Below are 26131 nucleotides of genomic sequence, written 5' to 3' on the forward strand. Positions count from 1 at the left end.
CGGAGGATCAACCGCGTATCGCACCGAAGTGGATCAGTCACGGCGGTACCGACGAAGGGAGTGTTTATCGTCAGGCAGACGACTATGATCGCCGCATGTCCTACGACCCGTCAGCGTATCCGCCCTTCGCCGTCACCGTGGACCTGGTCGTGCTGACCGTGCGCCGCCATGCTCTGTGCGGGCTGGCGGTACGCAGGGGCGAGCCGCCCTTTCAGGGACGCTGGGCGCTGCCAGGCGGCTTCGTGCGGGCCGACGAGGATCTGGCCCAGGCCGCCGCCCGCGAACTGGCCGAGGAGACGGGACTGCGTGCCCACGACCCGGCGGTCCCTGCCCAGGACAACGGAGCGCATCTGGAGCAGCTCGCCACCTACGGCGACCCCAAGCGTGACCCGCGGATGCGTGTCGTCAGCGTTGCCCACCTCGCACTCGCCCCCGACCTGCCCGCACCCCGCGCCGGCGGCGACGCCAGCAACGCGCGCTGGGCACCCGTGGAGGAGTTGCTGCAACAGGGCGGCTTCGGACGCGACGGCGACCCGGTGGCGCCGCTCGCCTTCGACCACGCGCAGATCCTGTCCGACGGGGTGGAGCGCGCCCGTTCGAAGATCGAGTACTCCTCCCTGGCCACGGCGTTCTGCCCCACCGAATTCACCGTCGGTGAACTGCGCCGCGTCTACGAGGCGGTGTGGGGAGTGGCGCTCGACCCGCGCAACTTCCACCGCAAGGTGACCGGCACGCCCGGCTTCCTCGTCCCGACCGGCGGTACGACGACCCGTCAGGGCGGACGCCCGGCGCAGCTGTTCCGGGCCGGCGGGGCCACGCTGCTCAACCCGCCCATGCTGCGCCCCGAGGTGTGACGTCGTAGCAGCGCGAACGGGTTGACCAAGCGTTGCGGTACGGGCCGTTCGGTGCCCGAAAAAACGGACATAGCGCGCTATCTTGCTGTGGGTGATCCAGGCCTTCGGACTGACCAGCAACGCCCGCAAGGAGCATCCGCCCGCCGTCGTCGACGTCTCCTTCGAGGCCCGTGCGGGCAGTGTCACCGCACTCCTCGGAGCCCCGGGTGCGGGAAAGACGACCGCGCTCAGGCTCATGCTAGAACTCCAACAGGGGCGTGGAATCACCTACTTCAGGGGCCGCCCCCTGCACCGCATCGCCCACCCGTCGCGCGAGGTCGGCGTGCTCCTGGGCGACGTGCCGGGACATCCGGCCCGCTCGGTCCGTGGCCATCTGCGGATGCTGTGTGCCGCTGCGGGTGTTCCGGCCCGGCGGGCCGACGAGGTCCTCGAAGTGGTCGGCCTCGTCAGCCTGCGCGACGAACGCCTCGGCAGCCTCGCCCGCGGCATGGACCGCCGCCTGGGCCTCGCCTGCGCCCTGCTGTCCGACCCGCACACCCTGGTGCTGGACGAACCCGCCGGCGAACTCTCCGCCCGCGAAAGCCGCTGGCTGTACGGCATGCTGCACGCGCACGCCGCCCAGGGCGGCACGGTCCTGTTCACCACGGCCGACCCCAAGGAGGCCGCCCGCAGCGCCGACCGGGTCGTCACCCTCGAACAGGGCAGACTCCTCGCCGACCAGGAGGCCGGAGACTTCGCCCGCACCCGCCTGCGCCCCCGCGTCGCCGTCCGCACCCCGCACGCCGCCCGCCTCGCCGCCCTCCTCACCAAGGAGGCCCGCACCGCGCACCGCTCCGTCGAAGTCGTACGCGAGGAGGGCAACCGCCTTTCCGTGTACGGCAGTACGTGCGCGGACGTCGGTGAGACGGCGTTCCGGCACGACATCCTCGTACACCAACTCGCCGACGAGATCGGCGACATGGGGCCTGGCGCCGGTACGTCCGCCAGAGGCGAGCCGGAAACCACTGACGAGCCGCGCGTGCCTGCCCCCTCGTCGCCGGCCATGACGGGATCGCCTCTCACGGACGTGCCGTTCGCCGAGCAGCCCTCGCCCCCGATCAGACCTGAGCTGCCCACCTCCGAGCCCTCCACCGCCGAAGCACCCGAACCCGTCGCCCAAGCCCACCCGCCGTACGAGGAACAGGCGGCTGCCGTCAGCCCCTTGCGGGACACCGCCGTTGACCCCGCGGCTCAGCCGACCACCGCAGGCCTCCCTGCGACCCCCGGCCCCCGCGCGCCGAGCCCCGCCCGCTCCCGACTCGTCCCTCTCGTCGACCCCGAAGAGGCGACCGGCGCACTGCCCTCCGCGCGTGCCCCGCGCCCTTCGCGAGCCGCCACCCTCGATGCCCTGTCCCCGCTCCCGCCCCCCATCTCCGTCCGCTCCGCCCCCAGCCCGCTGCGCCCGCTCCGCTACGAGCTGCGCCGGGCCACCGGTATCGGCACCGGGTTCCTCACCGGGGCCGCCGTACTCGTCGTGTCCGCCCTCACCGCACTGCTGTTGGCCCGCATCGGGCACACCCCGCAGCCGCGTCTGCTGGCCGCGTGGCCGCGGGAACTGCCCCTGCCGCCCGCGGCGCTCGGCGCGGGGCTGCTCGGGGCGTTCGCGTTCGGCGACGAGTTCCGGCACCCCGCCCTGGCGGCGGACCGCGGCACCGTCCCCAGGCGGATGGGGCTGCTCCTCGCGAAGCTCCTCGTCTCCGCGGCCACCGCGCTGCTGCTGGGCTTCCTCACGGTGGGCTGCGACGCCGAGGTGCTCTATCTCGTATACGGACGGGAGCTCGCGCAGGTTCCCGCCGACTGGCTTTCGACGGGCGCGAGTTGGACCGGACTGGTCGTCGGGTGCGCCTGGGCCGGAGTGCTGGCCGCGGGCATCTTCCGGTCCACCACGGCCGGGCTCGCCGCGGTGGTCGCCGTACCGATTCTCGTCGTACCCCTCGTGCACAAGGCGTTGGAAGGGCCGGCCGTGCGGGCCGCGGCGGGTTTTCCCCTGCGGCTGCGGAAGGTGTTCCTGCTGCAGTGGCCCTTCGGAGGCGAGCGGTATCTGTCCGCGGCGGCGCGGGTGATCGTCCAACCCGTGGGCGGGGCACTGGCGTTGTCGCTGACCGCACTGCTCTGCGCGTATCTGCTCACGACCCTGCGTAGCAGGGTCCGATGACGACCGTGCGCACCCTTCGGGTCCCGCTCTGCGCACAACTCCCCGGAGAAAGCCCATTTCTTTCCGATAAGGCGTCAATTGCGACGGGGTGAGCGATCACCCTTTCGTGTGCTTTTCACCAAAGACCTCAAGGGAGTTGGGACCAACGCCGACAAAGGATCCGTGAGTACCCTTGCGCACACCATGATGACCGCCGCCCGCTCCGCAGACTCCGGCCTCGCCGGCCCGGGCGAACTCGACCGCTACCCCTATGCCGAGGCGCCCGTCACCGAGCGCCTCGGAGCCCCTTCCTGGGACGGTTCCGACCCGGAGCTGGGCCGCGTGGGCCGTCGTGCCGCGGGCAGCCGCGGACGCGGACTGCACGGCCAACTCGTCCAGCAGCTGGGCCAGATGATCGTCTCCGGCGACCTGGGCGCCGACCGCCCGCTGGTGCCCGAGGAGATCGGCCAGCGCTTCGAGGTCTCCCGCACCGTCGTCCGCGAGTCGCTGCGCGTCCTGGAGGCCAAGGGCCTGGTCAGCGCCCGCCCGAACGTCGGCACGCGCGTGCGTCCCGTCAGCGACTGGAACCTCCTCGACCCGGACATCATCGAGTGGCGCGCCTTCGGCCCGCAGCGCGACAACCAGCGCCGCGAGCTGAGCGAGCTGCGCTGGACGATCGAGCCGCTGGCCGCGCGCCTAGCCGCCGGGCACGGGCGCGAGGACGTCCAGCAGCGCCTCTCCGACATGGTGGAGATCATGGGTCACGCCATGGCGCAGGGCGACGCGCTGACCTTCTCCCGCGCGGACGCCGAGTTCCACTCGCTGCTCATCCAGGTCGCGGGCAACCGCATGCTGGAGCACCTTTCCGGGATCGTCTCCTCGGCCCTGCAGGTCTCCGGCGGCCCGGTCACGGGCTGTGACCGCCCGAACGACGCCTCCCTGGCGCACCACGCCCGGATCGTCGACGCCCTCGCCGCCGGCGACGGCGCGGCGGCCGAGGCGGCCATGCGGCAGCTGCTCATCGTGCACCCCGAGGTGGAGCGCGTGGTGCCCGCCCCGCGCGAACACTGACGCGCGGGGTGGCAGGCGCGGTCGAGGCGCGCCGCACTCCCGTGGCGCCGCCCGGCCTGGTCGCCGTCTTCCGCCGGACCCCGCAGGATCCTCCAGGGAACCGGCGGGGTCCGGCGGTGCGACGGGGCGCCGGATCTCGCTGAGAAGTGCCTCTCGCGGCCCTGGGTGACCTCCTCTGCCCGTGTCTGACCGTTTTTGAGCGCTTACGGGGTGTGACTCGGGCCACGCAGATTGGGCGTAACGCTCGCGGGAACTGCGCGATGACCTAAGAGGTGACAGCCGCGGAAGGGAATACGGACGCCGTTCAAGGCGCTGTGATTCTTCCCGGCCCCAGCCCGCGCCGTCGGCCCATCCCCAGTCGGCGGTCGTCGGTTCCTGTCCGTACCGGACGGGGCCGGAAGCCGTTTTCCATCGTTCCGAGAGGTTGTTCGTGTCGGCCAGCACATCCCGTACGCTCCCGCCGGAGATCGCCGAGTCCGTCTCTGTCATGGCGCTCATCGAGCGGGGAAAGGCTGAGGGGCAGATCGCCGGCGATGACGTGCGTCGGGCCTTCGAAGCTGACCAGATTCCGGCCACTCAGTGGAAGAACGTACTGCGCAGCCTCAACCAGATCCTCGAGGAAGAGGGTGTGACGCTGATGGTCAGTGCCGCGGAGCCCAAGCGCACCCGAAAGAGCGTCGCAGCGAAGAGTCCGGCCAAGCGCACCGCCACCAAGACGGTCGCCGCCAAGACGGTGACCGCCAAGAAGGCCACCGCCACCGCGACTCCGGCGGCGCCCCTCGCCGACGCTCCCGCCGAGGACGACGCCCAGAAGGCCGTTGCCAAGAAGGCGGCGCCCGCCAAGAAGGCGGTCGCCAAGAAGGTCGCCGCCAAGAAGACGACCGCTGCGGCGGCCAAGAAGACCAGCGCCAAGAAGGACGACGCCGAGATCGTCGACGACGAGGCCGTCGAGGAGACCCCCGGCAAGACCGGGGACGAGCCCGAGGGCGCCGAGAGCGCCGGCTTCGTACTCTCCGACGAGGACGAGGACGACGCGCCCGCGCAGCAGGTCGCCGCCGCCGGTGCCACCGCCGACCCCGTCAAGGACTACCTCAAGCAGATCGGCAAGGTCCCCCTCCTCAACGCCGAGCAGGAGGTCGAGCTCGCCAAGCGCATCGAGGCCGGTCTGTTCGCCGAGGACAAGCTGGCCAACGCCGACAAGCTCGCCCCCAAGCTCAAGCGCGAGCTGGAGATCATCGCCGAGGACGGCCGCCGCGCCAAGAACCACCTCCTGGAGGCCAACCTCCGCCTGGTGGTCTCCCTGGCCAAGCGCTACACCGGCCGCGGCATGCTCTTCCTGGACCTCATCCAGGAGGGCAACCTCGGCCTCATCCGCGCGGTCGAGAAGTTCGACTACACCAAGGGCTACAAGTTCTCCACGTACGCCACCTGGTGGATCCGTCAGGCGATCACCCGCGCGATGGCCGACCAGGCCCGCACCATCCGTATCCCGGTGCACATGGTCGAGGTCATCAACAAGCTCGCGCGCGTGCAGCGCCAGATGCTCCAGGACCTGGGCCGCGAGCCCACCCCGGAGGAGCTGGCCAAGGAACTCGACATGACCCCGGAGAAGGTCATCGAGGTCCAGAAGTACGGCCGCGAGCCGATCTCCCTGCACACCCCCCTGGGTGAGGACGGCGACAGCGAGTTCGGTGACCTCATCGAGGACTCCGAGGCCGTCGTCCCGGCCGACGCGGTCAGCTTCACGCTCCTCCAGGAGCAGCTGCACTCCGTCCTGGACACCCTGTCCGAGCGCGAGGCCGGCGTGGTCTCGATGCGCTTCGGTCTCACCGACGGTCAGCCGAAGACCCTCGACGAGATCGGCAAGGTGTACGGGGTCACCCGTGAGCGCATCCGCCAGATCGAGTCCAAGACCATGTCGAAGCTGCGCCACCCGTCGCGTTCGCAGGTGCTGCGCGACTACCTCGACTAGGTCGTAGTCGTACGTCACGGAAGGCCCGGTCTCCCTTCGAGGAGCCGGGCCTTCGTGCCGTCCGCGGGTGCGCGGTGCGGCACGCTGGATCACTCTGGGTCTCCGATCACCATCCCAGAGTGAGGAACGTGCATGCGTCGTCCCTTTGCCCGGGCGCTGACCCGGCCGCTGGTCCTGGCGGCCGCCGCGTCCGCCATACCGCTGGTCTCCGCGGCTCCCGTGGCCGCCGACAGCATCGTCGTCGGCGGGTTCCCGGTCGATGTCTCCGAGAGCCCCTGGACGGTGGCGCTGTCCAGCCGTGACCGGTTCGGGGGTACCCGGGCGGGACAGTTCTGCGGCGGTGTCGCCGTGACCCGGACCACCGTGCTGACCGCGGCCCACTGCATGGGCGACGACGTCCTGGGTGCGCCACCGCACCGCGCGGGCGACCTCAAGGTCCTCGCGGGCCGTACGGACCTGCTCTCGGCCGGCGGCCAGGCGATCGCCGTACGGGACGTGTGGGTCAACCCGGACTACGACACCGTCAGCAACGCCGGCGACTTCGCCGTGCTCACCCTCGCCTCGCCGCTGCCCCAGAGCTCGGTCATCGGGATGGCGGCCACGGGGGACACGGCCTACCGGCCGGGCACGGCCGCCACGGTCTACGGCTGGGGCGATCTCAGCGGCGGCGGCGACTACGCGGGCAGCCTGCACGCCGCGCGCGTCCATGTGCTGCCCGACGCCCGCTGCGAGGAGGCGTATCCGGGCAGTACGGACGGCACCTACCTCCCCGAGGCCATGCTGTGCGCCGGAGAGCCCCAGGGGGGCCGTGACGCCTGTCAGGGGGACAGCGGGGGGCCGCTGGTCGCCCAGGGCCGGCTGATCGGACTGGTGTCGTGGGGCAGTGGGTGCGGGCGGGCGGGGAGCCCCGGCGTCTACACGCGGGTGTCCGACGTCGTCCGGACGCTGGGCCGCCACCGCGGCGCTCCGGGCCCGCACAAGGGCACCTGACGGCCTCTGAGGGGCATCGGTGGATACGAGGACGGGCGGCCCCGCTCCTGTGGTTCAGGAGCGGGGCCGCCCGTCGCCGGCCTGTGCCGGTGCTGGCTCGTCGTGGACGCGAAGTGTCAGCGCTCTTCTTCAGGAGTGCTTGCTGCGGGAGCGGCGGTCAGTCGCTCCGACTCGTCCTGTATCTCAGCGGCGATCTTCTTGAGTTCCGGCTCGAACTTGCGGCCGTGGTGGGCGCAGAAGAGCAGTTCTCCGCCGCTGAGCAGGACGACGCGCAGGTATGCCTGGGCGCCGCAGCGGTCGCAGCGATCGGCGGCCGTCAGCGGGCTCGCGGGGGTCAGAACAGTAGTCACGTCGCCTCTTCTCTAGCTCGACGAGCTGTCGTACCAGGGTCAACATCCAACCAGCCCGAAAACGTTCCCGCTCTGGGCTTTTCCTCGAAAAATTCTTCCGGGGCGGCTGTCTGCTGCCGGTTGGCGGCGAATGTGCCGTATTGCGTGTCTATGTGTCTGTACGGGTTCGCGCTGTGGGTCGGGGTCGGTCCTCCCGGCTGGGTTGCCGGTTGTTCATGAGGACGTGCCCGGAGCCTAAATGGTTCATGCCCCGAAGGGAACGTGATATGTACTTCACTCCATCGAGGGATCGAACAGGTATACGACCCTGGACTACTGTGAGGAGGAGACGAGGGTGGCGTTACAACGGCTCTACCAGGCCTCGGTACCCTCTGAGCGGCAACCGAAGCCGGGCCCTTACCCAAAAGGGCCTCATCTGAAATTCAGCGAGGAGCGAACCGCGTGACCGCCGAAACGTCCGTGCCGTCGACAGCGCTGCTGGCAGGAGCAGACCGGGACGGTTCCAACTACACCGCGCGGCACCTGCTCGTCCTTGAGGGGCTAGAGGCCGTACGCAAGCGCCCGGGCATGTACATCGGGTCGACCGACAGCCGTGGCCTGATGCACTGTCTGTGGGAGATCATCGACAACTCCGTGGACGAGGCCCTCGGGGGCTACTGCGACCACATCGAGGTGATCCTGCACGACGACGCCTCCGTGGAGGTGCGGGACAACGGCCGGGGCATCCCGGTCGACGTCGAGCCCAAGACCGGCCTCTCCGGTGTCGAGGTCGTCATGACCAAGCTGCACGCCGGCGGCAAGTTCGGCGGCGGCTCGTACGCCGCCTCCGGCGGTCTGCACGGCGTGGGTGCCTCCGTGGTGAACGCCCTGTCCGCGCGGCTCGACGTCGAGGTCGACCGCAACGGCAGCGTCCACGCCATCAGCTTCCGGCGCGGTGTGCCCGGCTCCTTCACGGCGGCCGGCCCCGACGCGGCGTTCGAGCCCGGTGGCCTGCGCAAGACCAAGCGGATCCCCAAGACCCGCACCGGCACGCGTGTGCGGTACTGGGCCGACCGCCAGATCTTCCTCAAGGACGCCAAGCTCTCCCTGGAGAACCTGCACCAGCGGGCCCGCCAGACCGCGTTCCTGGTGCCCGGGCTGACCATCGTCGTCCGCGACGAGTACGGCCTCGGCGAGGGCGGCAGCAAGGGCGAGGAGTCCTTCCGCTTCGACGGCGGCATCAGCGAGTTCTGCGAGTACCTGGCGAGCGACAAGCCGGTCTGCGACGTCCTCCGCCTGTCGGGCCAGGGCACCTTCAAGGAGACGGTGCCCGTCCTGGATGACCACGGCCAGATGACGCCCACCGAGGTCACGCGTGAACTCGGCGTCGACATCGCGCTGCGCTGGGGGACCGGTTACGACACGAACCTCAAGTCGTTCGTCAACATCATCGCCACCCCCAAGGGCGGCACCCACGTGGCCGGCTTCGAGCAGGCCATCGTCAAGACGATGAACGAGGTGGCGCGCGCCAAGAAACTGCTGCGCGTCGCCGAGGACGACGTCGTCAAGGACGATGCCCTTGAGGGCCTCACCGCGGTCGTCACCGTCCGGCTCGCCGAACCCCAGTTCGAGGGCCAGACCAAGGAGGTGCTCGGTACGTCGGCGGCCCGCCGCATCGTCACCAACGTGGTCACCAAGGAGTTCAAGGACTTCCTGACCTCGACGAAGCGCGACGCGGCCGCACAGGCCCGGGTGGTCATGGAGAAGGCCGTCGCCGCGGCCCGTACGCGCATCGCGGCGCGGCAGCACAAGGACGCGCAGCGCCGCAAGACGGCCCTGGAGTCCTCCTCGCTGCCCGCCAAGCTCGCCGACTGCCGCAGCGACGACGTCGAGCGCAGCGAACTGTTCATCGTCGAGGGAGACTCCGCGCTCGGTACCGCCAAGCTCGCCCGGAACTCCGAGTTCCAGGCGCTGCTGCCGATCCGCGGCAAGATCCTCAACGTCCAGAAGTCGTCCGTCACCGACATGCTGAAGAACGTCGAGTGCGGCGCCATCATCCAGGTCATAGGGGCGGGATCGGGCCGCACCTTCGACATCGACGCGGCCCGCTACGGCAAGATCATCATGATGACCGACGCCGATGTGGACGGCTCCCACATCCGCTGTCTGCTCCTGACCCTCTTCCAGCGCTACATGCGGCCCATGGTCGAGGCCGGCCGGGTGTTCGCCGCGGTGCCGCCGCTGCACCGCGTCGAGCTTGTCCAGCCCAAGAAGGGCCAGGACAAGTACGTCTACACGTACTCGGACCGCGAGCTGCGCGAGAAGCTCCTGGAGTTCCAGAGCAAGGGCGTCCGGTACAAGGACTCCATCCAGCGCTACAAGGGTCTCGGCGAGATGGACGCCGACCAGCTGGCCGAGACCACGATGGACCCCCGTCACCGCACCCTGCGCCGGATCAACCTCTCCGACCTGGACGCGGCCGAGCAGGTCTTCGATCTGCTGATGGGCAACGACGTGGCCCCGCGCAAGGAGTTCATCTCCAGCTCGGCCGCGACACTGGACCGGTCGCGCATCGACGCGTGACCGCCGACGTGTGACCGACGGCGCCGGGCATCGGCTCCGGTCCCGTTCCGAGCCCGATCCGGGCCCGGAACCGAGGCCCGGCCGGTGCCCGGCGTTCGACGTCTGACGGTCACTGCCTGGTGCTCAACGTCTGCCCGGTGGCGCCGGACCTCGGCTCGGGTCCCGATTCGAGGTCCGGTTCTGGTCTCGGCCGGGTCGGCTCGGGCCATGACTCCGATCCCCGGTCGGCCCCGGCCCGGAACCGCACCGGGGCCGTAGTCCAGGCACCGGCCGAAGCCCGGCGCCGTCGGTCTGCTCCACCCGTGGGTGGAGGTCGGTGGGGTCGGCGGATCCACCCACGATCCACCCTGGCGCCGATCTGCCGACCTGCGAATTTCCGTAGCTTCGAAGGCGTCGGCAGCGCTCGCCGCCGACATCCCCTTCCGCTCACGGAGGCTCTGATGTCCGGGCTCGTCAACGCGTTGGTGATCGTGGCCGTCGCCGCCCTGGTGATCGTGCGACAGTTCGGCGCCCGTCAGATCGGGACCGACCGGCGCTGGTGGCTCCTCCCCGCCGTCCTCGCCGTCGTCGCCCTCCGCGAGCCCGGCCTGCTCGACGCTCACCACCACACCGGGTCGGCCCTCCTGCTCGGCGTCGAACTGCTCATCGGGCTGGCCACCGGAGCCGGCTGGGCCTGGACCACACGCCTGTGGGTGGAGACGGACGGTTCCGTGTGGAGCAAGAGCACCAAGGCGAGCGGGGGCGTCTGGATCGTCGGCATAGCCCTGCGCGTCGGTCTCTTCGCCCTGGGCGCGCTGATCGGTGTGCACCAGAACAGCTCCGCCCTGATGCTCGGTCTAGCGGCCACGCTGCTGGTCCGCTCCGGCGTCCTGGTCTGGCGGGCCCAGTCCCTCACCGGGACGTCCGGATCCGCCCCGGCGTACGGTTTCGGCATGGCGCCGCCCGCCCGGAAGGAGCGCGCGTGACGGAGAACGCGTGGACGCGCTGGCCCTCGCGGGAGGCACTGAGCCGAGCGGGGGTCTCACGGCCCCGGCGCCTGCTCGCCTGGGCCGTCCGGCTACTGGTGCTCGGCGTGCTCCTGTGGGGCGCCTACACCGGCCACCACCTCCACGGCTGGGCCCTCGTCGGCGGCATTGCCGGAATCCTCGTGACCGCGGCCCTCGCCTGGGGCTTCTGGCGCACCACTCTCGCCCACAGACTCTGGCCGTCGCTGGCCCTCATCGCCGCGCTCCTCGGAATCGCGATCGCGGGACAGGCGGCCGGCTTCACGGTCCCGGCCCTCGTCGTCTGGTGCGGATGCGCGGTCACCTCGCTGGAGCGGCTGCCCATCGCGGTCGCCCTGCCCGTGACATCGGTCTCCCTCGCGACCTTCGCCGCGGTCAACAACGACGTATGGCTGACCACCGCGGTCACGACGGCGGGGCTGGCCCTCGCCGGCTACACGCTCCGCCTCGACGCCGAGGCCCGGGGCAACGCGCAGCGGCTGCTCACTCAGGAACGCATGGCCCGCGCGGCCGAGGCGGAGTCCGCCGCGCTGGCTGAGCGGGCCCGGATAGCCCGGGAGATCCACGACGTGCTGGCGCACAGCCTCTCGGCCCAGCTCGTGCACCTGGAGGCGGCCCGGCTGCTGATCGAGCGGGGCGCCGACCGGGAGACGATCCTCGAACGGGTCGTGGCGGCAAGGGGGATGGCCCGGGACGGCCTCGCCGAGACCCGGCAGGCACTGTCCGCGCTGCGGGGCGAGATGACCCCGCTGGAGGACTTCCTGACGGAGATCGTCGCTACGACGGCCGGTGCGCAGGTCACCGTTACGGGTGACCGGCGGCAGCTCCCGGCCGAGGCCTCGCAGGCCGTGCGCAGGGTCGCCCAGGAGGCCCTGACGAACGTCCGCAAGCATGCCCCGGGCGCCAAGGTGCTGCTTCGGCTGGAGTACGGCGAGCACGAAGTGAGGCTGGACGTACGGGACTCGGGCGGTTCGCCCGGCGAACTGACCGGTGCGGGAGGTGGGTACGGTCTGCTGGGCATGCGGGAACGCGCCGAGTTGCTGGGCGGTTCACTGCGGGCCGGGCCGGAGGAGGAGGGATTCGTGGTGACGCTGAAGGTGCCCGCATGACGGAGGAGGCCGTGAAGAGGCCCGCGCGGGTCGTGGTCGCGGACGACCAGACCGTCGTACGGGAAGGCATCGTCATGCTGCTGGGGCTGCTGCCCGGGATCGAGGTCGTCGGTGCCGCGGGCGACGGGGACGAGGCGGTGCGGCTCGTCGCCGAACTCGCCCCGGACGTGGTCCTGATGGACCTGCGCATGCCCCGCTGCGACGGTGTCGAGGCGACCCGGCGGATCCGCGCGGAGCATCCCGGAACGCAGGTCGTCGTGCTCACGACCTTCGCGGACGACGCGTCACTCTTCCCGGCGCTGCGCGCGGGGGCACGCGGCTACCTCACCAAGGACGCGGGCGGCGACGAGATCGTACGGGCCGTGGAGAGCGTGCTCTCCGGGGACGCCGGCCTGTCGCCGAGCATCCAACGGCGGCTGCTGGAACGCCTGTCGGACCCCGGGCCGCAGCCCCCGTCGGGTCCCGCCGAGCTGCCGGACGGGCTCACCGCGCGGGAGACCGAGGTGCTGGTGCTGATCGCCGAGGGCCTGACCAACCAGGAGATCGCCCGCGAACTGCATGTCTCCACGGCGACCGTGAAGACCCACATCAACAACCTGTTCGCCAAGACGGGGCTCAAGGACCGTGCGCAGGCGGTGCGTTACGCCTACGGGAAGGGACTGGTGCGGCCACCAGCGGGTTGAGTCACCTGATGGGGTGAAGACCCAGGAGAAGAAGAGTCGGGGATCTTCCCGTTCTGTCCATCCTTGGGCATGCAGTCAAGCAACGGTCGTCCCCGCGGTGGCGCGAGTGGTCACGAGGGTCCGGCCGACAACCACGAAGGTCATGACCCGACCCCCGCCGAGGCATCCGGAAAGGTGAGGTACCACGACCCGTGGTACGACGCACTCGCGTCCGGCTGGGGCGAGTTGGACGGCACGGGGGTGCCCGCTCCCGAGGTGCCGGCCGCGCGCAGGGAGGACGGGGGACCGGTGCTGCGGGCCGGGGACGTGTATCTCGACGTGCAGCGCAGTGCGGCCTTCCAGGAGGTGCGCAGCCGGTATCTGAGGTTCGTGGTGCCGGGCGTGATCGTCTTCCTCGCCTGGTACGTGGCGTACGTGGTGGCCGCGACGACCGCGCCCGGACTGATGGCCCGGCCCGTGGCGGGCGCCGTGAACGTGGGGATGGTCGCGGGGCTCGGGCAGTTCCTCACCACGTTCCTGCTGACCTGGGCGTACGCCCGCCATGCGCGGCTGCGCAGGGACCGGGCCGCGCTCGAACTGCGGTGGGACACCCAGGAACTGACGCGTGGTGCCCGAGGCGGTGTTCTGTGACCGGTAATCATCAGACGCTGGCGTTGCTGCTGTTCAGCGGGTTCGTCGCCGTCACCCTGGGGATCACGACCTGGGTGAGCCGCAACCGCCACGGCTCCGCGGAGGAGTTCTACGCGGGCGGGCGCCTCTTCTCCCCCATGGAGAATGGTTTTGCCATCGCGGGCGACTACATGTCGGCCGCCTCCTTCCTCGGCGTCACCGGACTCATCGCGCTGTACGGCTACGACGGCATGCTGTACGTGGTGGGCTTCCTCGTCGCCTGGCTGGTGGTGCTGTTCCTGGTCGCCGAACTGGTGCGCAACTGCGGGCGGTTCACGCTCGCCGACGTGGTCGCCGCGCGGATGAGCGAGCGGCCCGTGCGGATCGCGGCGGGAACTTCCTCGGTCACCGTGTCCGTTCTGTACTTGGTGGCACAGATGGTGGGCGCGGGCAGTCTGGTGTCACTGCTGCTGGGCGGGACGAGCCCGGCCGCGCGGGCGTGGACCGTCATCGGCGTCGGCGCGCTCATGGTGATCTATGTGTCGTTGGGAGGGATGCGGGCCACCACCTGGATCCAGATCGTCAAGGCGATCCTGCTGCTGAGCACCACCGTCGCACTGACGGTGCTGGTGCTGCTGCGCTTCCACGGCAACATCGACCAACTGCTGCTCACCGCGGCCGACCGCAGCGGTCACGGCCTGTTGTTCCTGGCGCCGGGGCTCAAGTACGGCGGCGACTGGACCGCGCGGTTCGACTTCATCAGCCTGGGCCTGGCACTCGTGCTGGGGACGGCCGGACTGCCGCACATCCTGTCCCGCTTCTACACCGTGCCGACCGCGCGGGCCGCGCGCCGTTCGGTGGTCTGGTCGATCGGGCTGGTCGGCGGCTTCTACCTGATGATGATCGTGCTCGGCTTCGCCGCGGTCGCCGTCGTCGGACCGGATGCCCTCAAGAAGTCGAACGCGGCGGGGAACACCGCGGTCCCGCTGCTGGCACTCGACCTGGGCGGCGGCGCCGACTCCACGGGCGGCACGGTCCTGTTCGCGATCGTCGCCGCCGTGGCCTTCGCCACGATCCTCGCGGTGGTCGCCGGGATCACCCTGGCCTCCTCGGCCTCCGTGGCCCACGACCTCTACGCCTCGCTGCGACGCCGGCGTGCCAAGCCGTACAGCGAGGTCGCGGTGGCGCGGACGGCGGCGGTCGGCATCGGGGTGATCGCGATCGCGCTGGGTCTGCTCGCCAGGGACCTCAACGTCGCTTTCCTGGTGGGCCTCGCCTTCGCGGTCGCCGCCTCCGCGAACCTCCCGGTGCTGCTCTACTCCCTGTTCTGGCGCGGTTTCACCACCCGCGGCGCCGTCTGGGCCGTATACGGCGGACTGATTCCCGCGCTGGCCCTCGTGCTGTTGTCACCGGTCGTGTCGGGCAGCCCCGATTCACTGTTCCCGGGCGTCGACTTCCAGTTCTTCCCGCTTCAGAACCCCGGCCTCGTCTCGATCCCGCTGGGCTTCCTGGCCGGTTGGCTCGGCACAGTCACCTCGCCGGAGATCCCGGACGAGGCCAAACACGCGGAGACCGAGGTACGGGCACTGACGGGGGCGGGGGCCGTGTAGCCGGGGCGCCCACCACCGTCGTACGGGAAGCCGCTGCCGACTCCACGCGGCTACGGCGCCACCCAGGCGTAGCGGTGTTCGGGGCGGCCCGTGTCGCCGTACTTGAGGGAGAGGCGGAGGCGGCCCGCCTGTTCCAGGTGGCGGAGGTAGCGCTGTGCCGTGGAGCGGCTCAGGCCGGTCTCGGCGGCGACCTCATGGGCCGAGAGCGGGTGGCCGGCACGGTGCAGGACGCCGCAGATCAGGTCGGTGGTCGGTTCCGAGTGGCCGCTCGGCAGGCCGGGGGAGGCCGGCGCGGTGGTCGTGCGCAGGGCGCCGAAGATGCGGTCGACCTGCTCCTGGCCGGCGATGCCGCGCCCGCCGACGCGGTCGACGGTCCGGCGCAGGGCGGCGTACGAGTCCAGGCGGGTGCGCAGCGCGGCGAAGGTGAACGGCTTGACCAGGTAGTGCAGGGCGCCCAGGCGCATCGCCCGCTGCACCGTCGTCACATCGCTGGCCGCCGTGATCATGATGACGTCGGTCGTGTGGCCCTGCTGCCGCATGCGGTGGACGAGTTCGAGACCCGTCTGGTCGGGCAGGTAGTGGTCGAGCAGTACGAGGTCGATGGCTCCGCGTTCCACGGTGGCCAGCGCCTGCGCAGCGCTGTGTGCGCGGGCGGCGACCCGGAAACCGGGAACCTTTCCCACGTACTTCGCGTTGATCTCGGCGACGCGGAAGTCGTCGTCCACGACCATGACGTCAATCATTGGGCCTCTTTCCTCAAGGCCAGGCGAGCGTTAAGCCCGTGTTTCGGCTCCGCAGTTGTAGCGCGAGCAAAACGAGCACAACAGGCTCTTGCGAGCAAAAGAACGGCTTGCGCCCAGAAGACTCCTGTTGTGGTCCGGGCCACATCTACGGTCCCGGCCATGAGCGCAGACACCAGCCCCGCCATCGAGCTGCGGGGCGCGAGCAAGACCTTCAGGACCCCGTCGGGGGGTCTGCACACGGCCGTACGGGGGCTTGATCTCACCGTAGGGCGTGGCGAGTTCGTGGCGGTCGTCGGCCCCACGGGCTGCGGCAAGTCGACCACGCTGACCCTCGTCAGCGGGCTGGAAGAGCCCTCCGAGGGCGATGTGCTGGTGGCCGGGGAGCCGGTCTCCGGCGTCGGCGACAAGGTCGGTTTCGTCTTCCAGCAGGACGCCACCTTCCCCTGGCGCACGGTCCTCTCCAACGTCATGGCGGGCCCGCGCTTCCGCGGCGTACCGAAGGCCGAGGCCAAGGCGAAGGCGCGTGAGTGGCTGGCCCGGGTCGGGCTCTCCGCCTTCGAGGACCGCTATCCGCACCAGCTGTCCGGCGGTATGCGCAAGCGCGTCGCGCTCGCCGCGACCTTCGTCAACGACCCCGAGATCCTGCTGATGGACGAGCCGTTCTCGGCGCTCGACGTGCAGACCAGGGCGCTGATGTCGGACGAGCTCCTGGAGCTGTGGGAGGGCACCGGCGCCTCGGTCGTCTTCGTCACCCACGACCTGGAGGAGTCCATCGCGCTGGCCGACAAGGTCGTCGTGATGACCGCCGGGCCCGCCACCGTGAAGCAGGTCTTCGACATCGACCTGCCGCGGCCCCGCAAGGTCGAATCCGTGCGCCTGGAGCCGCGGTTCATCGAGATCTACCGCGAGATCTGGGAGTCCCTCGGCGAAGAGGTCCGCATCACGCGCGAGAGGGGTGCGGCCAATGTCGCCTGACGTCATACCCGAGGACCGGGTCGTGCCGACCGCGGCCGAGCCCGGCGGCAAGACGGACCGCGCCTATTCACGCGCGCGTGCCGCCCGTAAACGCAAGCTCGGTGTCGGGGCGGCGAGAGTGCTGCTCCTGGTTGCCGTGCTCGGTCTGTGGGAGGCGCTCTCCCGGGCCAAGGTCATCGATCCGTTCAACTTCTCGATGCCGTCGAAGATCTGGGACCAGATCTACACCTGGGTGATGCACGGGACCGCGCTCGGCTCCCTGGGGGAGCAGATCTGGTTCACGCTCCAGGAGGCGCTGCTGGGCTGGATCATCGGTGTCATCGCCGGCGTCGTGTTCGGTATCGCTCTGGGGCGGATCACCTTGCTCGCCGACATCCTTGGTCCATACATCAAGGTGCTCAACTCCATACCGAGGATCGTCCTCGCTCCGATCTTCGTGATCTGGTTCGGGCTCGGACCGGCCTCCAAGGTCGCGTCGGCCGTCGTGCTCGTCTTCTTCCCGGTGTTCTTCAACGCCTTCCAGGGCGCCCGCGAGGTCGACCGCAACCTGGTCGCCAACGCCCGCATCCTCGGCGCGAGCGACCGCAGGGTGACCCTTCAGGTGGTCATCCCGTCCGCCACCTCCTGGATCTTCACCAGCCTCCACGTCAGCTTCGGCTTCGCCCTCATCGGCGCGATCGTCGGCGAGTACATCGGCGCGACCAAGGGCATCGGCCTGCTCGTCGCGCAGTCCCAGGGCACTTTCAACGCGGCCGGTGTGTACGCCGCGATGGTGATCCTCGCGGTCGTCGCCCTCGTGGCCGAAGGGCTGCTCACCTTCGCCGAGAACCGCATCTTCCGCTGGAAGCCGTCGGGCTCCGACAGCTGAACGGCCCCTCCTGGGGCCCCTGTCGAAGAGCTCCCTTCCTCTCCTCCCCGCACCCTCACAAGGACGTGAACCGCCATGCGCAAGACCGCCAGATACGCAGCCCTGGCCGCCTCGGGCCTGCTCGCCCTCTCCTCGCTCACCGCCTGCGCCAACGACGCGGCCAGTACCGCCTCCACCGGCTCCGGCGCCAAGGGCGACGGCAAGGGCGAGAAGGTCAAGATCATGGTCGGTGGCCTGGACAAGGTCATCTACCTGCCCGCGATGCTCACCCAGCGGCTCGGCTACTTCGACGCCGAGGGCCTCGACGTGGAGCTGCTGAGCGAACCGGCCGGCGTCCAGGCCGAGACCGCGCTCGTCTCCGGGCAGGTCCAGGGAGCCGTCGGCTTCTACGACCACACGCTCGACCTGCAGGTCAAGGGCAAGTCGGTCGAGTCCGTGGTGCAGTTCTCGCAGGCGCCCGGCGAGGTGGAGGTCGTGTCCACCAAGGCGGCCGGGAAGGTCAAGTCGGCCAAGGACTTCAAGGGCAAGAAGCTCGGCGTGACCGGCCTCGGCTCCTCCACCGACTTCCTCACCAAGTACCTCGCCGTCAAGAACGGCGTCAACGTCAGCGAGTTCACCCCGGTCGCCGTGGGCGCGGGACCGACCTTCGTCGCCGCGCTCCAGCAGGGCTCCATCGACGCCGGCATGACGACCGACCCGACCGTCGCGACGATCCTCGACAAGAAGGCCGGCACGATCCTCGTCGACATGCGGACGCCCGAGGGATCGCAGGCGGCGCTCGGCGGGCCGTACCCCTCGTCAAGTCTGTACATGCAGACGGACTGGGTGAACAGCCACAAGTCCACTGTGCAGAAGATGGTCAATGCATTCGTCAAGACGCTCAAGTGGATGTCCACGCACAGCGCCACCGAGATCGCCGACAAGATGCCCGCCGACTACTCCCAGGGCAACAAGACCCTCTACGCCGACGCGATCAAGAGCACGCTGCCGATGTTCACCAAGGACGGCGTGATGCCGGCCAACGGCCCGGAGACCGTCGAGAAGGTGCTCAAGGCGTTCAACCCCACCATCAAGAACGCCGACGTGGACCTCGACAAGACGTACACGACCGAGTTCGTGAAGAACGCGACAGGCTGACCGGCCGTGCCTCTCAGGCGCGGGTCGCCCACACGTAACGGTGTTCCGGGCGGCCCGCGTCGCCGTATTTGAGCGTCAGTCTGGCCCGTCCGGTGCGCTCCAGGAGCTTCAGGTAGCGCTGGGCGGTCTGCCTGCTCACCCCGGTGCGGTCGGCGATCTCCTGGGCGGACAGGGGGCCTTCGGCGTTCATCAGGGACTGGCGCACGAGTTCCGCGGTGGTGGGGGAGTGCCCTTTGGGCAGCCCGGGCTCCGACGGCGTGGACAGGGCGCCGAAGATGCGGTCCACCTCGGCCTGTTCGGCCTCGCCGCCGCCGTCGAGGGTGCGGCGCAGTTCGGCGTACGCCTCCAGCTTGGCCCGCAGCCCCGCGAAGGCGAACGGCTTCACCAGGTACTGCAACGCGCCCTGCCGCATCGCCGCTTGTACGGTCGTCACGTCCCGGGCCGCCGTCACCATGATCACGTCTGTCTGGTGGCCGCGCCGGCGCATCTCCTGGACGACCGCCAGGCCCGTCTCGTCGGGCAGGTAGTGGTCCAGGAGGACCAGGTCGAGGCGGGGCAGCGTCTCCAACTGGCGCAGCGCGTCGGCCGCGTTGTGGGCCTCGCCGGCCACGTGGAAGCCGGGCACCTTCTCGACGTAGGCGGCGTTGACCCGTGCGACCCGGGTGTCGTCGTCGACGACCAGGACCTCGATCATCGGGAGTCCTCCTCGGTGACGGTCTCCCCGGGCACGGTGAGAGCGGGTTCCAGGTCCGGTTCGGTCAGTGCCTCGGGCAGGACGACCACGAACTCCGCGCCCCCGCCGAACGCCTCCGTCACCATTGCGCTGCCGCCCTGCCGTTCGGCGAGCCGACGCACCAGGGAGAGGCCGATTCCGCGTTTGCCGTGGGCCGGGGGCTTCTTCGTGGACCACCCCTCCGTGAAGATCAACTCCCGTTGTTCCTCCGGGATTCCGGGCCCCGTGTCCCGCACCCGGAGCACCGCCGTCCGCCCTTCCGTCCGCAATTCGACCTCCACGCGCGCGTGCGGTGTGCCTCCGACGGCGTCGAGCGCGTTGTCCACCAGGTTGCCGACCACGGTGACCAACCCCCGCGGGTCGATCAGGCGGTCCGGCAGCCAGGTCCGGTCGGCGATCCACAGGGCGACGCCCCGCTCGGCCGCGACGGTCGCCTTGCCCACCAACAGGGCGGCGAGCAGGGGGTCCTGGATCTTCTCGGTGACCTGTTCGGCGGTGGCCCGGTGATCGCCGACCACCTCTCCGACGAAGTCCACGGCGTCGTCGTACATCTCCAGTTCGAGCAGCCCCAGGAGGGTGTGCATCCGGTTGGCGTGCTCGTGGTCCTGGGCGCGCAGGGCGTCGATCAGACCGTGCGTCGAGTCCAACTCCCGGCCCAGCTGCTCCAGTTCGGTGCGGTCGCGCAGGGTGGCGACGGCGCCCCCGTCGTCGGTGGGCATCCGGTTGGTGACCAGGACCCGCTGGCCCCGGACGGCGAGCAGGTCGGTTCCGGTCACCCGGCCGGCCAGGACATCGGTCGTACGGCCCTCGCCGAGCGCCTCGTCCAGGGAGCGGCCGACCGCCTCGTCACCGATGCCCAGCAGGCGCCGCGCCTCGTCGTTCAGGAGCCGTATGCGGCCCGCGCGGTCCAGGGCGACGACGCCCTCCCGGATGCCGTGCAGCATCGCCTCGCGCTCCGAGAGCAGCGCCGAGATGTCCGAGAAGGCGAGGTCCCGGGTCTGCCGCTGGACCCTCCTGGAGACAAGCCAGGCGGCCAGCGCGCCGACGGCGAGTGCGCCCCCGGCGTACGCCAGCAGCCCGGGGATCGCGCTGATCAGCTGTGCGCGCACGCTGTCGTACTTGATGCCCACGGAGACGGCCCCGATGATCGTGCCGTCGGTGCCGCGCATGGGCACCTTGCCGCGGGCCGAGCGGCCCAGGGTGCCCTTGTCGATCTCCTTGACCTCCTGTCCGGCCAGAGGCTGGCCCGGAGAGGTCGAGACGAACCGGCCGATCTCGCTCGGAGTCGTGTGCGACCAGCGCACGCCCCGCCAGTCCATCACCACCACGTACTCGGCCCTGGTGGCCTTCCGGATCCGCTCCGCCTCCTTCTGCACGGGCCCGTCCGCGCGCGGAGGGGTGTTCTGGAGGTCCTTGATGATCTGCGGCTGCTGCGCGGTGGTCTGGGCGATGGCCAGGGCGCGGTTCATCGCCTCCTGGTCCAGCTGCTTGCTCAGCGGCGCGAGGAACAGCCCGGTCGCCAGGACCGCGACTCCCGCGGCGATCGCCAGCTGCATCAGCAGCACCTGCGAGAACACCCGCCGCGGCAGCCCGAGGCGACGGCGGCGTGCGAGAGGGGTGGGGCTCATACCCACGAAGGTACGTGCCGGGACGGGACCCGCCCTAGGGGTGTGGCGTGGATCTCTTGACCAATTCTTGGGGAAAGTGGCCTCCAGTAGTGCGCGATTTCCCGTGGAAGCCGGGCGGGTGGCCCGGTGCCGGGCGGGTCAGCCCGCCAGGGCCGTCGTCAGCTCGCGCACCGCCACCACGTCCATCCGCGCCGGCGCCCCGAGCACCGACGCCCCACAGCTCTCCGGCCGGGGTGGCAGGGAAGCGCCCTGGGCGACGATCACGCGCCAGTGGCGGCCGTCGGTGTGCGCGACCGTCACCTCCCAGCGGGGCGCGCCGCCGTCCGTCCGTACGACACTCACCGCGTCCGCCGCGTACTCGCGCGCCGCCGTCCGCACGGCCAGCTCCGCTGCCTGTCCGGGCCGCTCCCAGGCCGAACCGCCCCGGCAGCCCTCGACGACCACACGGCCCTCCTGGACGCCCTGGAGGATCTCCTTGACGGTGTGGGCGCCGACGCGCCCGTACGCGTAGCCGTACGGCAGGACGAGCACCGTGGGCGAGAAACGATGGCCCCCCAAGTGGGTGACCTCCCAGGCGCCCGCGACCCCGGAAGCGGCCAGTTCGACGGCGAGCGGACGGCCCAGGAGCGCGCAGCAGCGGTCGCGCTTGCCGTTGGTGCAGACGAGCGCGAGCGGATCGCCGGTGTGCGCCCGCCCGCCGAGCGCCGAGCCGAACGAGTGCGGGTCGCCCGCGCCGAGAGCCGCGAAGTCGAGGCCGAGCAGCTGCCGCGGGTCGGTCGTCGTGGCGCTGTGCAGCCACGCGTTCCCGGGAACGGTGTGGGCCGCGTACACCTGCCGTACCCGTGACGGCGCGGGGTCGGCGTGCCGCCCGGGACGCCGGATGAGCGCGATCCGTACACCCGTGTTCACGGCCGCGGTCTCCAGGGCGCGGCCCAGCACGGGGTCCAGGTGGCTCGAAGTGAGCGCTTTGGCACCCCAAGGACCGGGCTGTTCCAGCAGCAGCCACGTCGTCGCCGTGGCCGCGGTTCCGGAAATGGGTTCGTCGAGGTCCCGAGAGACGGTCGCGCACGTACTCACAGAGGTGAGCCTAACCTGACTTGGTCCGGGGTGACTTCCGGCCGGGCTCGTGTCCTACTCCGGTAGTGGTTGAGGCGGTTTCGGGCCGACGTAGTGACCGCTGGGCCGCATGCGGAGCGGGCGCTCGCCGTACTCCTCCAGGGCGTGCGCGATCCAGCCCGCCGTACGGGCGACCGCGAAGATCGTCTCGCCCGCCGTGGAGGGCATCCCGGAGGAGACGGTGAGCACGGCGAGTGCCAGGTCGACGTTGGCGTGCAGCGGGGTGTGGCGGGCCGTGGTGGCGACGATGTCCCGGGCCGCGGCGAGTGCGGGCCCCGCGCCGGGAACGTCCTTCAGGAGGGCGAACAGGGCACGCGCGCGTGGGTCTTCGCCCGGGTAGAGCCGGTGGCCGAGTCCGGGGATGCGGCGGCCGGCCCGCAGTTCGTCGGCGACCACCGGGGCGGCGCTGCCCTGGTCGAGCACGTCGAGCAGCATCCGGTGCGCCAGACCGCTGGCCGCGCCGTGCAGGGGGCCTTCGAGGACGCCCAGGCCGGAGGAGACGGCCGCGTAGGCGTGCGCGCGGGCCGAGGCGGCGACCCGCACCGCGAGGGTGGACGCGGCCAGGTCGTGGTCGACGAGCAGGCCAAGTGCCGTGTCCAGGGCGCGCAGTGACGCCTCGTCAGCTGTCTGCCCGCTCAGCCGTGCCCACAGTCGGTGCGCGAGCGGACCCTCGTCGCGATGCGCGCGCCGCACCGGTGGCAGGGCGGCGACGAGGGTGGGGATGAGGGTGCGCGCCGTGCCGAGCACGGCGTCCTCGGAGAGGTCGAAGCGCAGCGGGTCCGCGGTCGCCGCCGCGATGGCCGCGACCCGCAACCGGTCGGTGGGGCCGGTGTGTTCGGGCAGTGCGTCCACCGTGCGGCGGGCGACGGCGACGCTCGCCCTGGGCGCGGTGAACGTGATCCCGGGACGCAACTCCCCGGTCCACAGCCACTCGGCGATCTCTTCGTAGGAGTGGCGCGCGGCCAGCTCGGTCGCGTCGACGCCCCTGAAGAAGTAGTGGTCCTTCTCGATGAGCGTGATCCGGGTCCGTACGGAGAGCTCGCCTCCCGACCCCGAACTCCCGCTGCTCTCCCGCCTGTTGCGCCGGGCGAGCGCCTCCACCTCCTTGGCGTCGAAGGTGCTGCCCCGGCCGCCGGGCTCGCGTCTGCTGCCCAGCTGCCCGCGACTCACGTAGGCGTACACGGTCTCGGGCTTCACGCCGAGCAGCTCGGCGGTCTCCTTGGTGCTGAGCCGTCGCTCGGGGTGACCGGGAGCGGTTTCTTGATCGCGCATGGAGGTCACGGTATCCATCCCCGGGATGCATTGATTCAATCAATATTGACAGAGATTGAGTCAACCATGGACATTTGAATCAAGTCCAGGGAGGAAACATGTCCATCAACAGGGCCGCAGCCACTCGTATCGAGGTTCCGCGGGGACTCGCGGGCGTCGTCGTCACCGACACCCGAATCGGTGACGTCCGGGGGACCGAGGGCTTCTACCACTACCGCCAGTACTCCGCCGTCGAGCTTGCGCGGACCCGCGGCTTCGAGGACGTCTGGCATCTCCTGGCCCACGGCGAACTGCCGGACGCCGAACGGAGCGCCGCCTTCGCCGCCGAGACCGCGGCGCTGCGCCGGCTGCCCGACGAGGTGCGGGCCGCGCTGCCCGCCGTGGCGGCGGCGAGCGGGACGTCCGGACCGCTGTCCGGCATGCGTACGGCGCTGTCGCTGCTCGGCGCCGCGAAGGGTTTCCGCCCGGTGTACGACATCGACGCGGACGCTCGGCGCGCGGACACCCTCGTGGCCTCGGCCGCCGTACCGACGCTGCTGACGGCGCTGTACCGGTTGGGGCAGGGGCTCGACCCGGTGGAGCCGCGCGAGGACTTCTCCTACGCGGCCAACTACCTCTACATGTTGACGGGTTCGGAGCCGGACAAGCAGCAGGCCAGGGCGATCGAGCAATACTTGATCTCAACCATTGACCACGGATTCAACGCGTCAACCTTCACCGCGCGGGTCATCGCGTCGACGGGGGCGGACGTGGCGGCCTGCCTGGTCGGGGCCGTGGGGGCGCTCTCCGGCCCACTGCACGGCGGCGCTCCCAGCCGCGCCCTGGACACCCTGGACGCGATCGGCACCCCGGACCGTATCGACCCCTGGATCCGTGAACGCGTCCTCGCCGGCGACCGCATCATGGGCTTCGGCCACGCGATCTACCGCACGGAGGACCCGCGCTCCCGGATGCTTCGCGAGGTCGCCCAGCAGTTCGGCGGCTCCAGGGTCGAGTTCGCGGTCGAGGTCGAACGCCAGGTGGAGGCGATCCTCGCCGAACTCAAGCCGGGGCGTGAGCTGCACACGAACGTCGAGTTCTACGCGGGGCTGGTGATGGAACTCTGCGGGCTGCCACGGGAGATGTTCACGCCCACGTTCGCCGCCGCGCGGGTGGTGGGGTGGAGCGCGAACGTGGTGGAACAGGCGGAGGACTCGAAGATCATCCGGCCGGTCGCGCGGTATGTGGGGGTGGAGGCGCCGGTCGCGGTGCCTGAGATCGCCTGAGAAATGCGTGGGGCCAGGCACCGGTCTGGTGCCGGACCCCACCAAGTCATGGTCGAGCACTGCGCGGCGGGGTGGGTGCCGGTCGTCTCGAAGTGTTCCCGATGCGTCAGGGGGTCGTGCGCAAGGTGAAGTGAAGCGAGTGGAGAGCGGGCCTGCGGGGGACTCGTCTTCCGGAGGGTGCCCCTCCATAGGGGCGGCCGAGTGGACCTCAACAGTTGACGGCTTAGTCCATGGTGCGGCCCTGCTGTTTTATTCGTCGGGGATATCGGCCTTGGCGCGCAGAAGTGTGTCGCGGCTGATGATCACGATGCGTTCGTAGTCCGCGCGCGCGGCGTCAGGGGGAAGTTCCTGATCGAGCGCCGCCGTGGCCTCCGTCCCGATGACGGCGAAGCGTCCGTCACTCAGTTCGAAGATGTCCGGGCATGTGTCGCCGGACAAACTGCCTCGTTCGCGTGGGGACGCACCAATGCGGCGCACGATGTTCAAAGAGATCCCTGTCCTTCAAAGGGGCGGATGGTAGCCCACCTGGGCGGGGACAGGGTAGCTGTCGATGTTGTCGGGTCCTGACAGGGGGTTCCGGAATGGCATGTCTTGTTGACGGTGTGTCAACTCCGTTTATTCTTCTGGTGGTTCGCCGACCACCCACCACTCTTCTGTGTCTGCTTCGTCCAAATCGCGGATCAGGCGGTCCACCATTCGGCCCACCTTGGCTTCGGTCGACTCTGCCTTGAGGCTGGCTCGATGGGGCTGATGGGCATGCCAGTAGTCGCGAAAGTTGGTGTTCTGGCAGATGGTCCGAAGGTGACCGTGTAGTTCCTCCCAGTTGACGATGCCCACGCGGTAGGCAAGCAGGGCGTTGTTGTACAGGGCGTTCGCGAACAGGTACTGGCGCTGCTTGACTGGCGAGTCCACTTGGACGTTGCTGTAGACGGCGGCCAGGTCCGGATCCTCCATGGCTTTGGTCAGGAGGTAGAACTGCAGCCGCTGCTGCTCCGTCAGCATCGCCTGCCTGTCGCTCTGCTCCACTTCGGCGACGCGCAGTCGAAGCTCCTCGAACTTGTGTCGCTGCGCGGCGAGCGCCGCGAGCACCCCCGCGGCGAAGGCGAGTCCTACGGCGGCGGTGGCACTGGGCCCTCGCGTCCCGCGGTTCTGTGTGGCCATGTCAACCCCCGAATCAGGCGGCCGTCCGCCGGTCGTCGGGGTGCGGGTCGACTGATGGGGACCGGCGAGCGATGGGCGGCGCTTGCCGTCTCCCAGAGTGCCGAGCGGCTCTGATCGGCAGGGAGGCGGAGAGGAGGCGCACGGAGGGAAGCGAGGGTCGCACGAACCGGCGCCTTCCCCAACGTGTGCCCCGCAAGGAGTGCTAACAATCGTTCACTTCGCGGCGATTCTTCCGGCTCGTATCCT

The 26131-nt window shown here is 70.3% G+C and carries 23 protein-coding genes; 15 read left to right on the top strand and 8 right to left on the bottom strand.

What is annotated here, in order from left to right; translation table 11 throughout:
• Window positions 1-95 precede the first annotated feature (95 nt).
• The 5 genes from SSP08S_RS38150 to SSP08S_RS38170 all read left to right on the top strand — a co-directional run bounded on the left by SSP08S_RS38150 (window position 96) and on the right by SSP08S_RS38170 (window position 7060).
• Complete coding sequence (locus SSP08S_RS38150; RefSeq protein WP_019072914.1) at window positions 96-854, top strand: NUDIX hydrolase; 759 nt, start codon at window positions 96-98, stop codon at window positions 852-854.
• 91 nt (window positions 855-945) lie between these two features.
• Window positions 946-3048 carry an ATP-binding cassette domain-containing protein gene (locus tag SSP08S_RS38155; RefSeq protein WP_026179193.1) on the top strand — a complete coding sequence of 701 codons (2103 nt, stop codon included), beginning with the start codon at window positions 946-948 and terminating at the stop codon, window positions 3046-3048.
• 162 nt (window positions 3049-3210) lie between these two features.
• Complete coding sequence (locus SSP08S_RS38160) at window positions 3211-4098, top strand: FadR/GntR family transcriptional regulator (protein ID WP_086022045.1); 888 nt, start codon at window positions 3211-3213, stop codon at window positions 4096-4098.
• Window positions 4099-4528: 430 nt separating this feature from the next.
• On the top strand, window positions 4529-6070 hold the full coding sequence (locus SSP08S_RS38165) for an RNA polymerase sigma factor (RefSeq protein WP_043260012.1): 1542 nt from the start codon (window positions 4529-4531) through the stop codon (window positions 6068-6070).
• A 132-nt stretch (window positions 6071-6202) separates the two neighbouring features.
• The gene (locus SSP08S_RS38170; protein ID WP_019072918.1) at window positions 6203-7060 is read left to right on the top strand and encodes a S1 family peptidase; all 858 of its coding nucleotides are present in this window, start codon (window positions 6203-6205) and stop codon (window positions 7058-7060) included.
• A gap of 116 nt (window positions 7061-7176) precedes the next feature.
• On the opposite strand, the gene SSP08S_RS38175 is transcribed toward SSP08S_RS38170, so the two are convergent.
• Window positions 7177-7410 carry a DUF7455 domain-containing protein gene (locus SSP08S_RS38175; RefSeq protein WP_019072919.1) on the bottom strand — a complete coding sequence of 78 codons (234 nt, stop codon included), beginning with the start codon at window positions 7408-7410 and terminating at the stop codon, window positions 7177-7179.
• 441 nt (window positions 7411-7851) lie between these two features.
• Here SSP08S_RS38175 and SSP08S_RS38180 point away from each other — a divergent pair, with 441 nt between their 5' ends.
• The 6 genes from SSP08S_RS38180 to SSP08S_RS38205 all read left to right on the top strand — a co-directional run bounded on the left by SSP08S_RS38180 (window position 7852) and on the right by SSP08S_RS38205 (window position 14987).
• Window positions 7852-9972: a DNA gyrase/topoisomerase IV subunit B gene (locus SSP08S_RS38180; RefSeq protein WP_019072920.1), complete on the top strand. Its 2121-nt coding sequence runs from the start codon at window positions 7852-7854 to the stop codon at window positions 9970-9972.
• Between the two features lie 440 nt (window positions 9973-10412).
• The gene (locus SSP08S_RS38185) at window positions 10413-10937 is read left to right on the top strand and encodes a DUF1453 family protein (protein WP_019072921.1); all 525 of its coding nucleotides are present in this window, start codon (window positions 10413-10415) and stop codon (window positions 10935-10937) included.
• Window positions 10934-12085: a histidine kinase gene (locus tag SSP08S_RS38190; protein WP_019072922.1), complete on the top strand. Its 1152-nt coding sequence runs from the start codon at window positions 10934-10936 to the stop codon at window positions 12083-12085. The genes SSP08S_RS38185 and SSP08S_RS38190 overlap by 4 nt, the downstream gene beginning before the upstream one ends.
• Window positions 12082-12768, top strand: coding sequence for a response regulator transcription factor (locus SSP08S_RS38195; protein WP_019072923.1), 687 nt, complete (start codon window positions 12082-12084; stop codon window positions 12766-12768). The genes SSP08S_RS38190 and SSP08S_RS38195 overlap by 4 nt, the downstream gene beginning before the upstream one ends.
• Before the next feature lie 69 nt (window positions 12769-12837).
• On the top strand, window positions 12838-13398 hold the full coding sequence (locus tag SSP08S_RS38200) for a DUF485 domain-containing protein (RefSeq protein ID WP_078532648.1): 561 nt from the start codon (window positions 12838-12840) through the stop codon (window positions 13396-13398).
• Entirely contained in the window at window positions 13395-14987 is a 1593-nt protein-coding gene (locus SSP08S_RS38205; RefSeq protein WP_019072925.1) for a monocarboxylic acid transporter, read from the top strand. The genes SSP08S_RS38200 and SSP08S_RS38205 overlap by 4 nt, the downstream gene beginning before the upstream one ends.
• A 50-nt stretch (window positions 14988-15037) precedes the next feature.
• Here SSP08S_RS38205 and SSP08S_RS38210 read toward each other — a convergent pair whose 3' ends face one another.
• A complete protein-coding gene (locus SSP08S_RS38210; protein WP_019072926.1) occupies window positions 15038-15730 on the bottom strand; it encodes a response regulator in 693 nt (230 codons plus the stop codon).
• Window positions 15731-15889: 159 nt separating this feature from the next.
• Here SSP08S_RS38210 and SSP08S_RS38215 point away from each other — a divergent pair, with 159 nt between their 5' ends.
• The 3 genes from SSP08S_RS38215 (at window position 15890) to SSP08S_RS38225 (ending at window position 18710) form a co-directional block, all read left to right on the top strand.
• Window positions 15890-16705, top strand: a complete 816-nt coding sequence (locus tag SSP08S_RS38215; protein ID WP_019072927.1) for an ABC transporter ATP-binding protein — start codon at window positions 15890-15892, stop codon at window positions 16703-16705.
• Window positions 16695-17573 carry an ABC transporter permease gene (locus SSP08S_RS38220; RefSeq protein ID WP_019072928.1) on the top strand — a complete coding sequence of 293 codons (879 nt, stop codon included), beginning with the start codon at window positions 16695-16697 and terminating at the stop codon, window positions 17571-17573. The genes SSP08S_RS38215 and SSP08S_RS38220 overlap by 11 nt, the downstream gene beginning before the upstream one ends.
• A 75-nt stretch (window positions 17574-17648) precedes the next feature.
• Entirely contained in the window at window positions 17649-18710 is a 1062-nt protein-coding gene (locus SSP08S_RS38225; RefSeq protein ID WP_019072929.1) for an ABC transporter substrate-binding protein, read from the top strand.
• A 13-nt stretch (window positions 18711-18723) separates the two neighbouring features.
• Here the strand turns inward: SSP08S_RS38225 and SSP08S_RS38230 are convergent, their stop codons facing one another.
• From SSP08S_RS38230 to SSP08S_RS38245, 4 genes are all read right to left on the bottom strand, one after another.
• Window positions 18724-19404, bottom strand: a complete 681-nt coding sequence (locus SSP08S_RS38230; protein ID WP_019072930.1) for a response regulator — start codon at window positions 19402-19404, stop codon at window positions 18724-18726.
• On the bottom strand, window positions 19401-21071 hold the full coding sequence (locus tag SSP08S_RS38235) for a sensor histidine kinase (protein ID WP_078532649.1): 1671 nt from the start codon (window positions 21069-21071) through the stop codon (window positions 19401-19403). The genes SSP08S_RS38230 and SSP08S_RS38235 overlap by 4 nt, the downstream gene beginning before the upstream one ends.
• A 138-nt stretch (window positions 21072-21209) precedes the next feature.
• Entirely contained in the window at window positions 21210-22148 is a 939-nt protein-coding gene (locus SSP08S_RS38240) for a ferredoxin family protein (protein WP_019072932.1), read from the bottom strand.
• A gap of 54 nt (window positions 22149-22202) precedes the next feature.
• Window positions 22203-23459: a citrate synthase gene (locus SSP08S_RS38245; RefSeq protein WP_019072933.1), complete on the bottom strand. Its 1257-nt coding sequence runs from the start codon at window positions 23457-23459 to the stop codon at window positions 22203-22205.
• A gap of 98 nt (window positions 23460-23557) precedes the next feature.
• On the opposite strand from SSP08S_RS38245, the gene SSP08S_RS38250 reads away from it, so the two are divergent.
• Window positions 23558-24724, top strand: a complete 1167-nt coding sequence (locus tag SSP08S_RS38250; protein WP_019072934.1) for a citrate synthase/methylcitrate synthase — start codon at window positions 23558-23560, stop codon at window positions 24722-24724.
• Between the two features lie 249 nt (window positions 24725-24973).
• Here the strand turns inward: SSP08S_RS38250 and SSP08S_RS38255 are convergent, their stop codons facing one another.
• Together SSP08S_RS38255 and SSP08S_RS38260 are read right to left on the bottom strand one after the other, a co-directional pair.
• Window positions 24974-25210 (bottom strand): hypothetical protein, encoded by a 237-nt coding sequence (locus SSP08S_RS38255; RefSeq protein WP_026179195.1) that lies wholly within the window; start codon window positions 25208-25210, stop codon window positions 24974-24976.
• A 129-nt stretch (window positions 25211-25339) separates the two neighbouring features.
• Window positions 25340-25885 (bottom strand): DUF6082 family protein, encoded by a 546-nt coding sequence (locus tag SSP08S_RS38260; protein WP_019072936.1) that lies wholly within the window; start codon window positions 25883-25885, stop codon window positions 25340-25342.
• Window positions 25886-26131: the final 246 nt, after the last annotated feature.

This window comes from Streptomyces hokutonensis (assembly GCF_000376565.1).
Classification (GTDB): Bacteria; Actinomycetota; Actinomycetes; order Streptomycetales; family Streptomycetaceae; genus Streptomyces; species Streptomyces hokutonensis.

Bases quoted from the DNA above. Each gene is read 5' to 3' on its own strand.
- SSP08S_RS38150 (WP_019072914.1), top strand. From the start codon at position 96: ATGTCCTACGACCCGTCAGCGTATCCGCCCTTCGCCGTCACCGTGGAC.
- SSP08S_RS38170 (WP_019072918.1), top strand. From the start codon at position 6,203: ATGCGTCGTCCCTTTGCCCGGGCGCTGACCCGGCCGCTGGTCCTGGCG.
- SSP08S_RS38185 (WP_019072921.1), top strand. From the start codon at position 10,413: ATGTCCGGGCTCGTCAACGCGTTGGTGATCGTGGCCGTCGCCGCCCTG.
- SSP08S_RS38195 (WP_019072923.1), top strand. From the start codon at position 12,082: ATGACGGAGGAGGCCGTGAAGAGGCCCGCGCGGGTCGTGGTCGCGGAC.
- SSP08S_RS38200 (WP_078532648.1), top strand. From the start codon at position 12,838: ATGCAGTCAAGCAACGGTCGTCCCCGCGGTGGCGCGAGTGGTCACGAG.
- SSP08S_RS38210 (WP_019072926.1), bottom strand. From the start codon at position 15,730: ATGATTGACGTCATGGTCGTGGACGACGACTTCCGCGTCGCCGAGATC.
- SSP08S_RS38215 (WP_019072927.1), top strand. From the start codon at position 15,890: ATGAGCGCAGACACCAGCCCCGCCATCGAGCTGCGGGGCGCGAGCAAG.
- SSP08S_RS38220 (WP_019072928.1), top strand. From the start codon at position 16,695: ATGTCGCCTGACGTCATACCCGAGGACCGGGTCGTGCCGACCGCGGCC.
- SSP08S_RS38225 (WP_019072929.1), top strand. From the start codon at position 17,649: ATGCGCAAGACCGCCAGATACGCAGCCCTGGCCGCCTCGGGCCTGCTC.
- SSP08S_RS38230 (WP_019072930.1), bottom strand. From the start codon at position 19,404: ATGATCGAGGTCCTGGTCGTCGACGACGACACCCGGGTCGCACGGGTC.
- SSP08S_RS38235 (WP_078532649.1), bottom strand. From the start codon at position 21,071: ATGAGCCCCACCCCTCTCGCACGCCGCCGTCGCCTCGGGCTGCCGCGG.
- SSP08S_RS38245 (WP_019072933.1), bottom strand. From the start codon at position 23,459: ATGCGCGATCAAGAAACCGCTCCCGGTCACCCCGAGCGACGGCTCAGC.
- SSP08S_RS38250 (WP_019072934.1), top strand. From the start codon at position 23,558: ATGTCCATCAACAGGGCCGCAGCCACTCGTATCGAGGTTCCGCGGGGA.
- SSP08S_RS38260 (WP_019072936.1), bottom strand. From the start codon at position 25,885: ATGGCCACACAGAACCGCGGGACGCGAGGGCCCAGTGCCACCGCCGCC.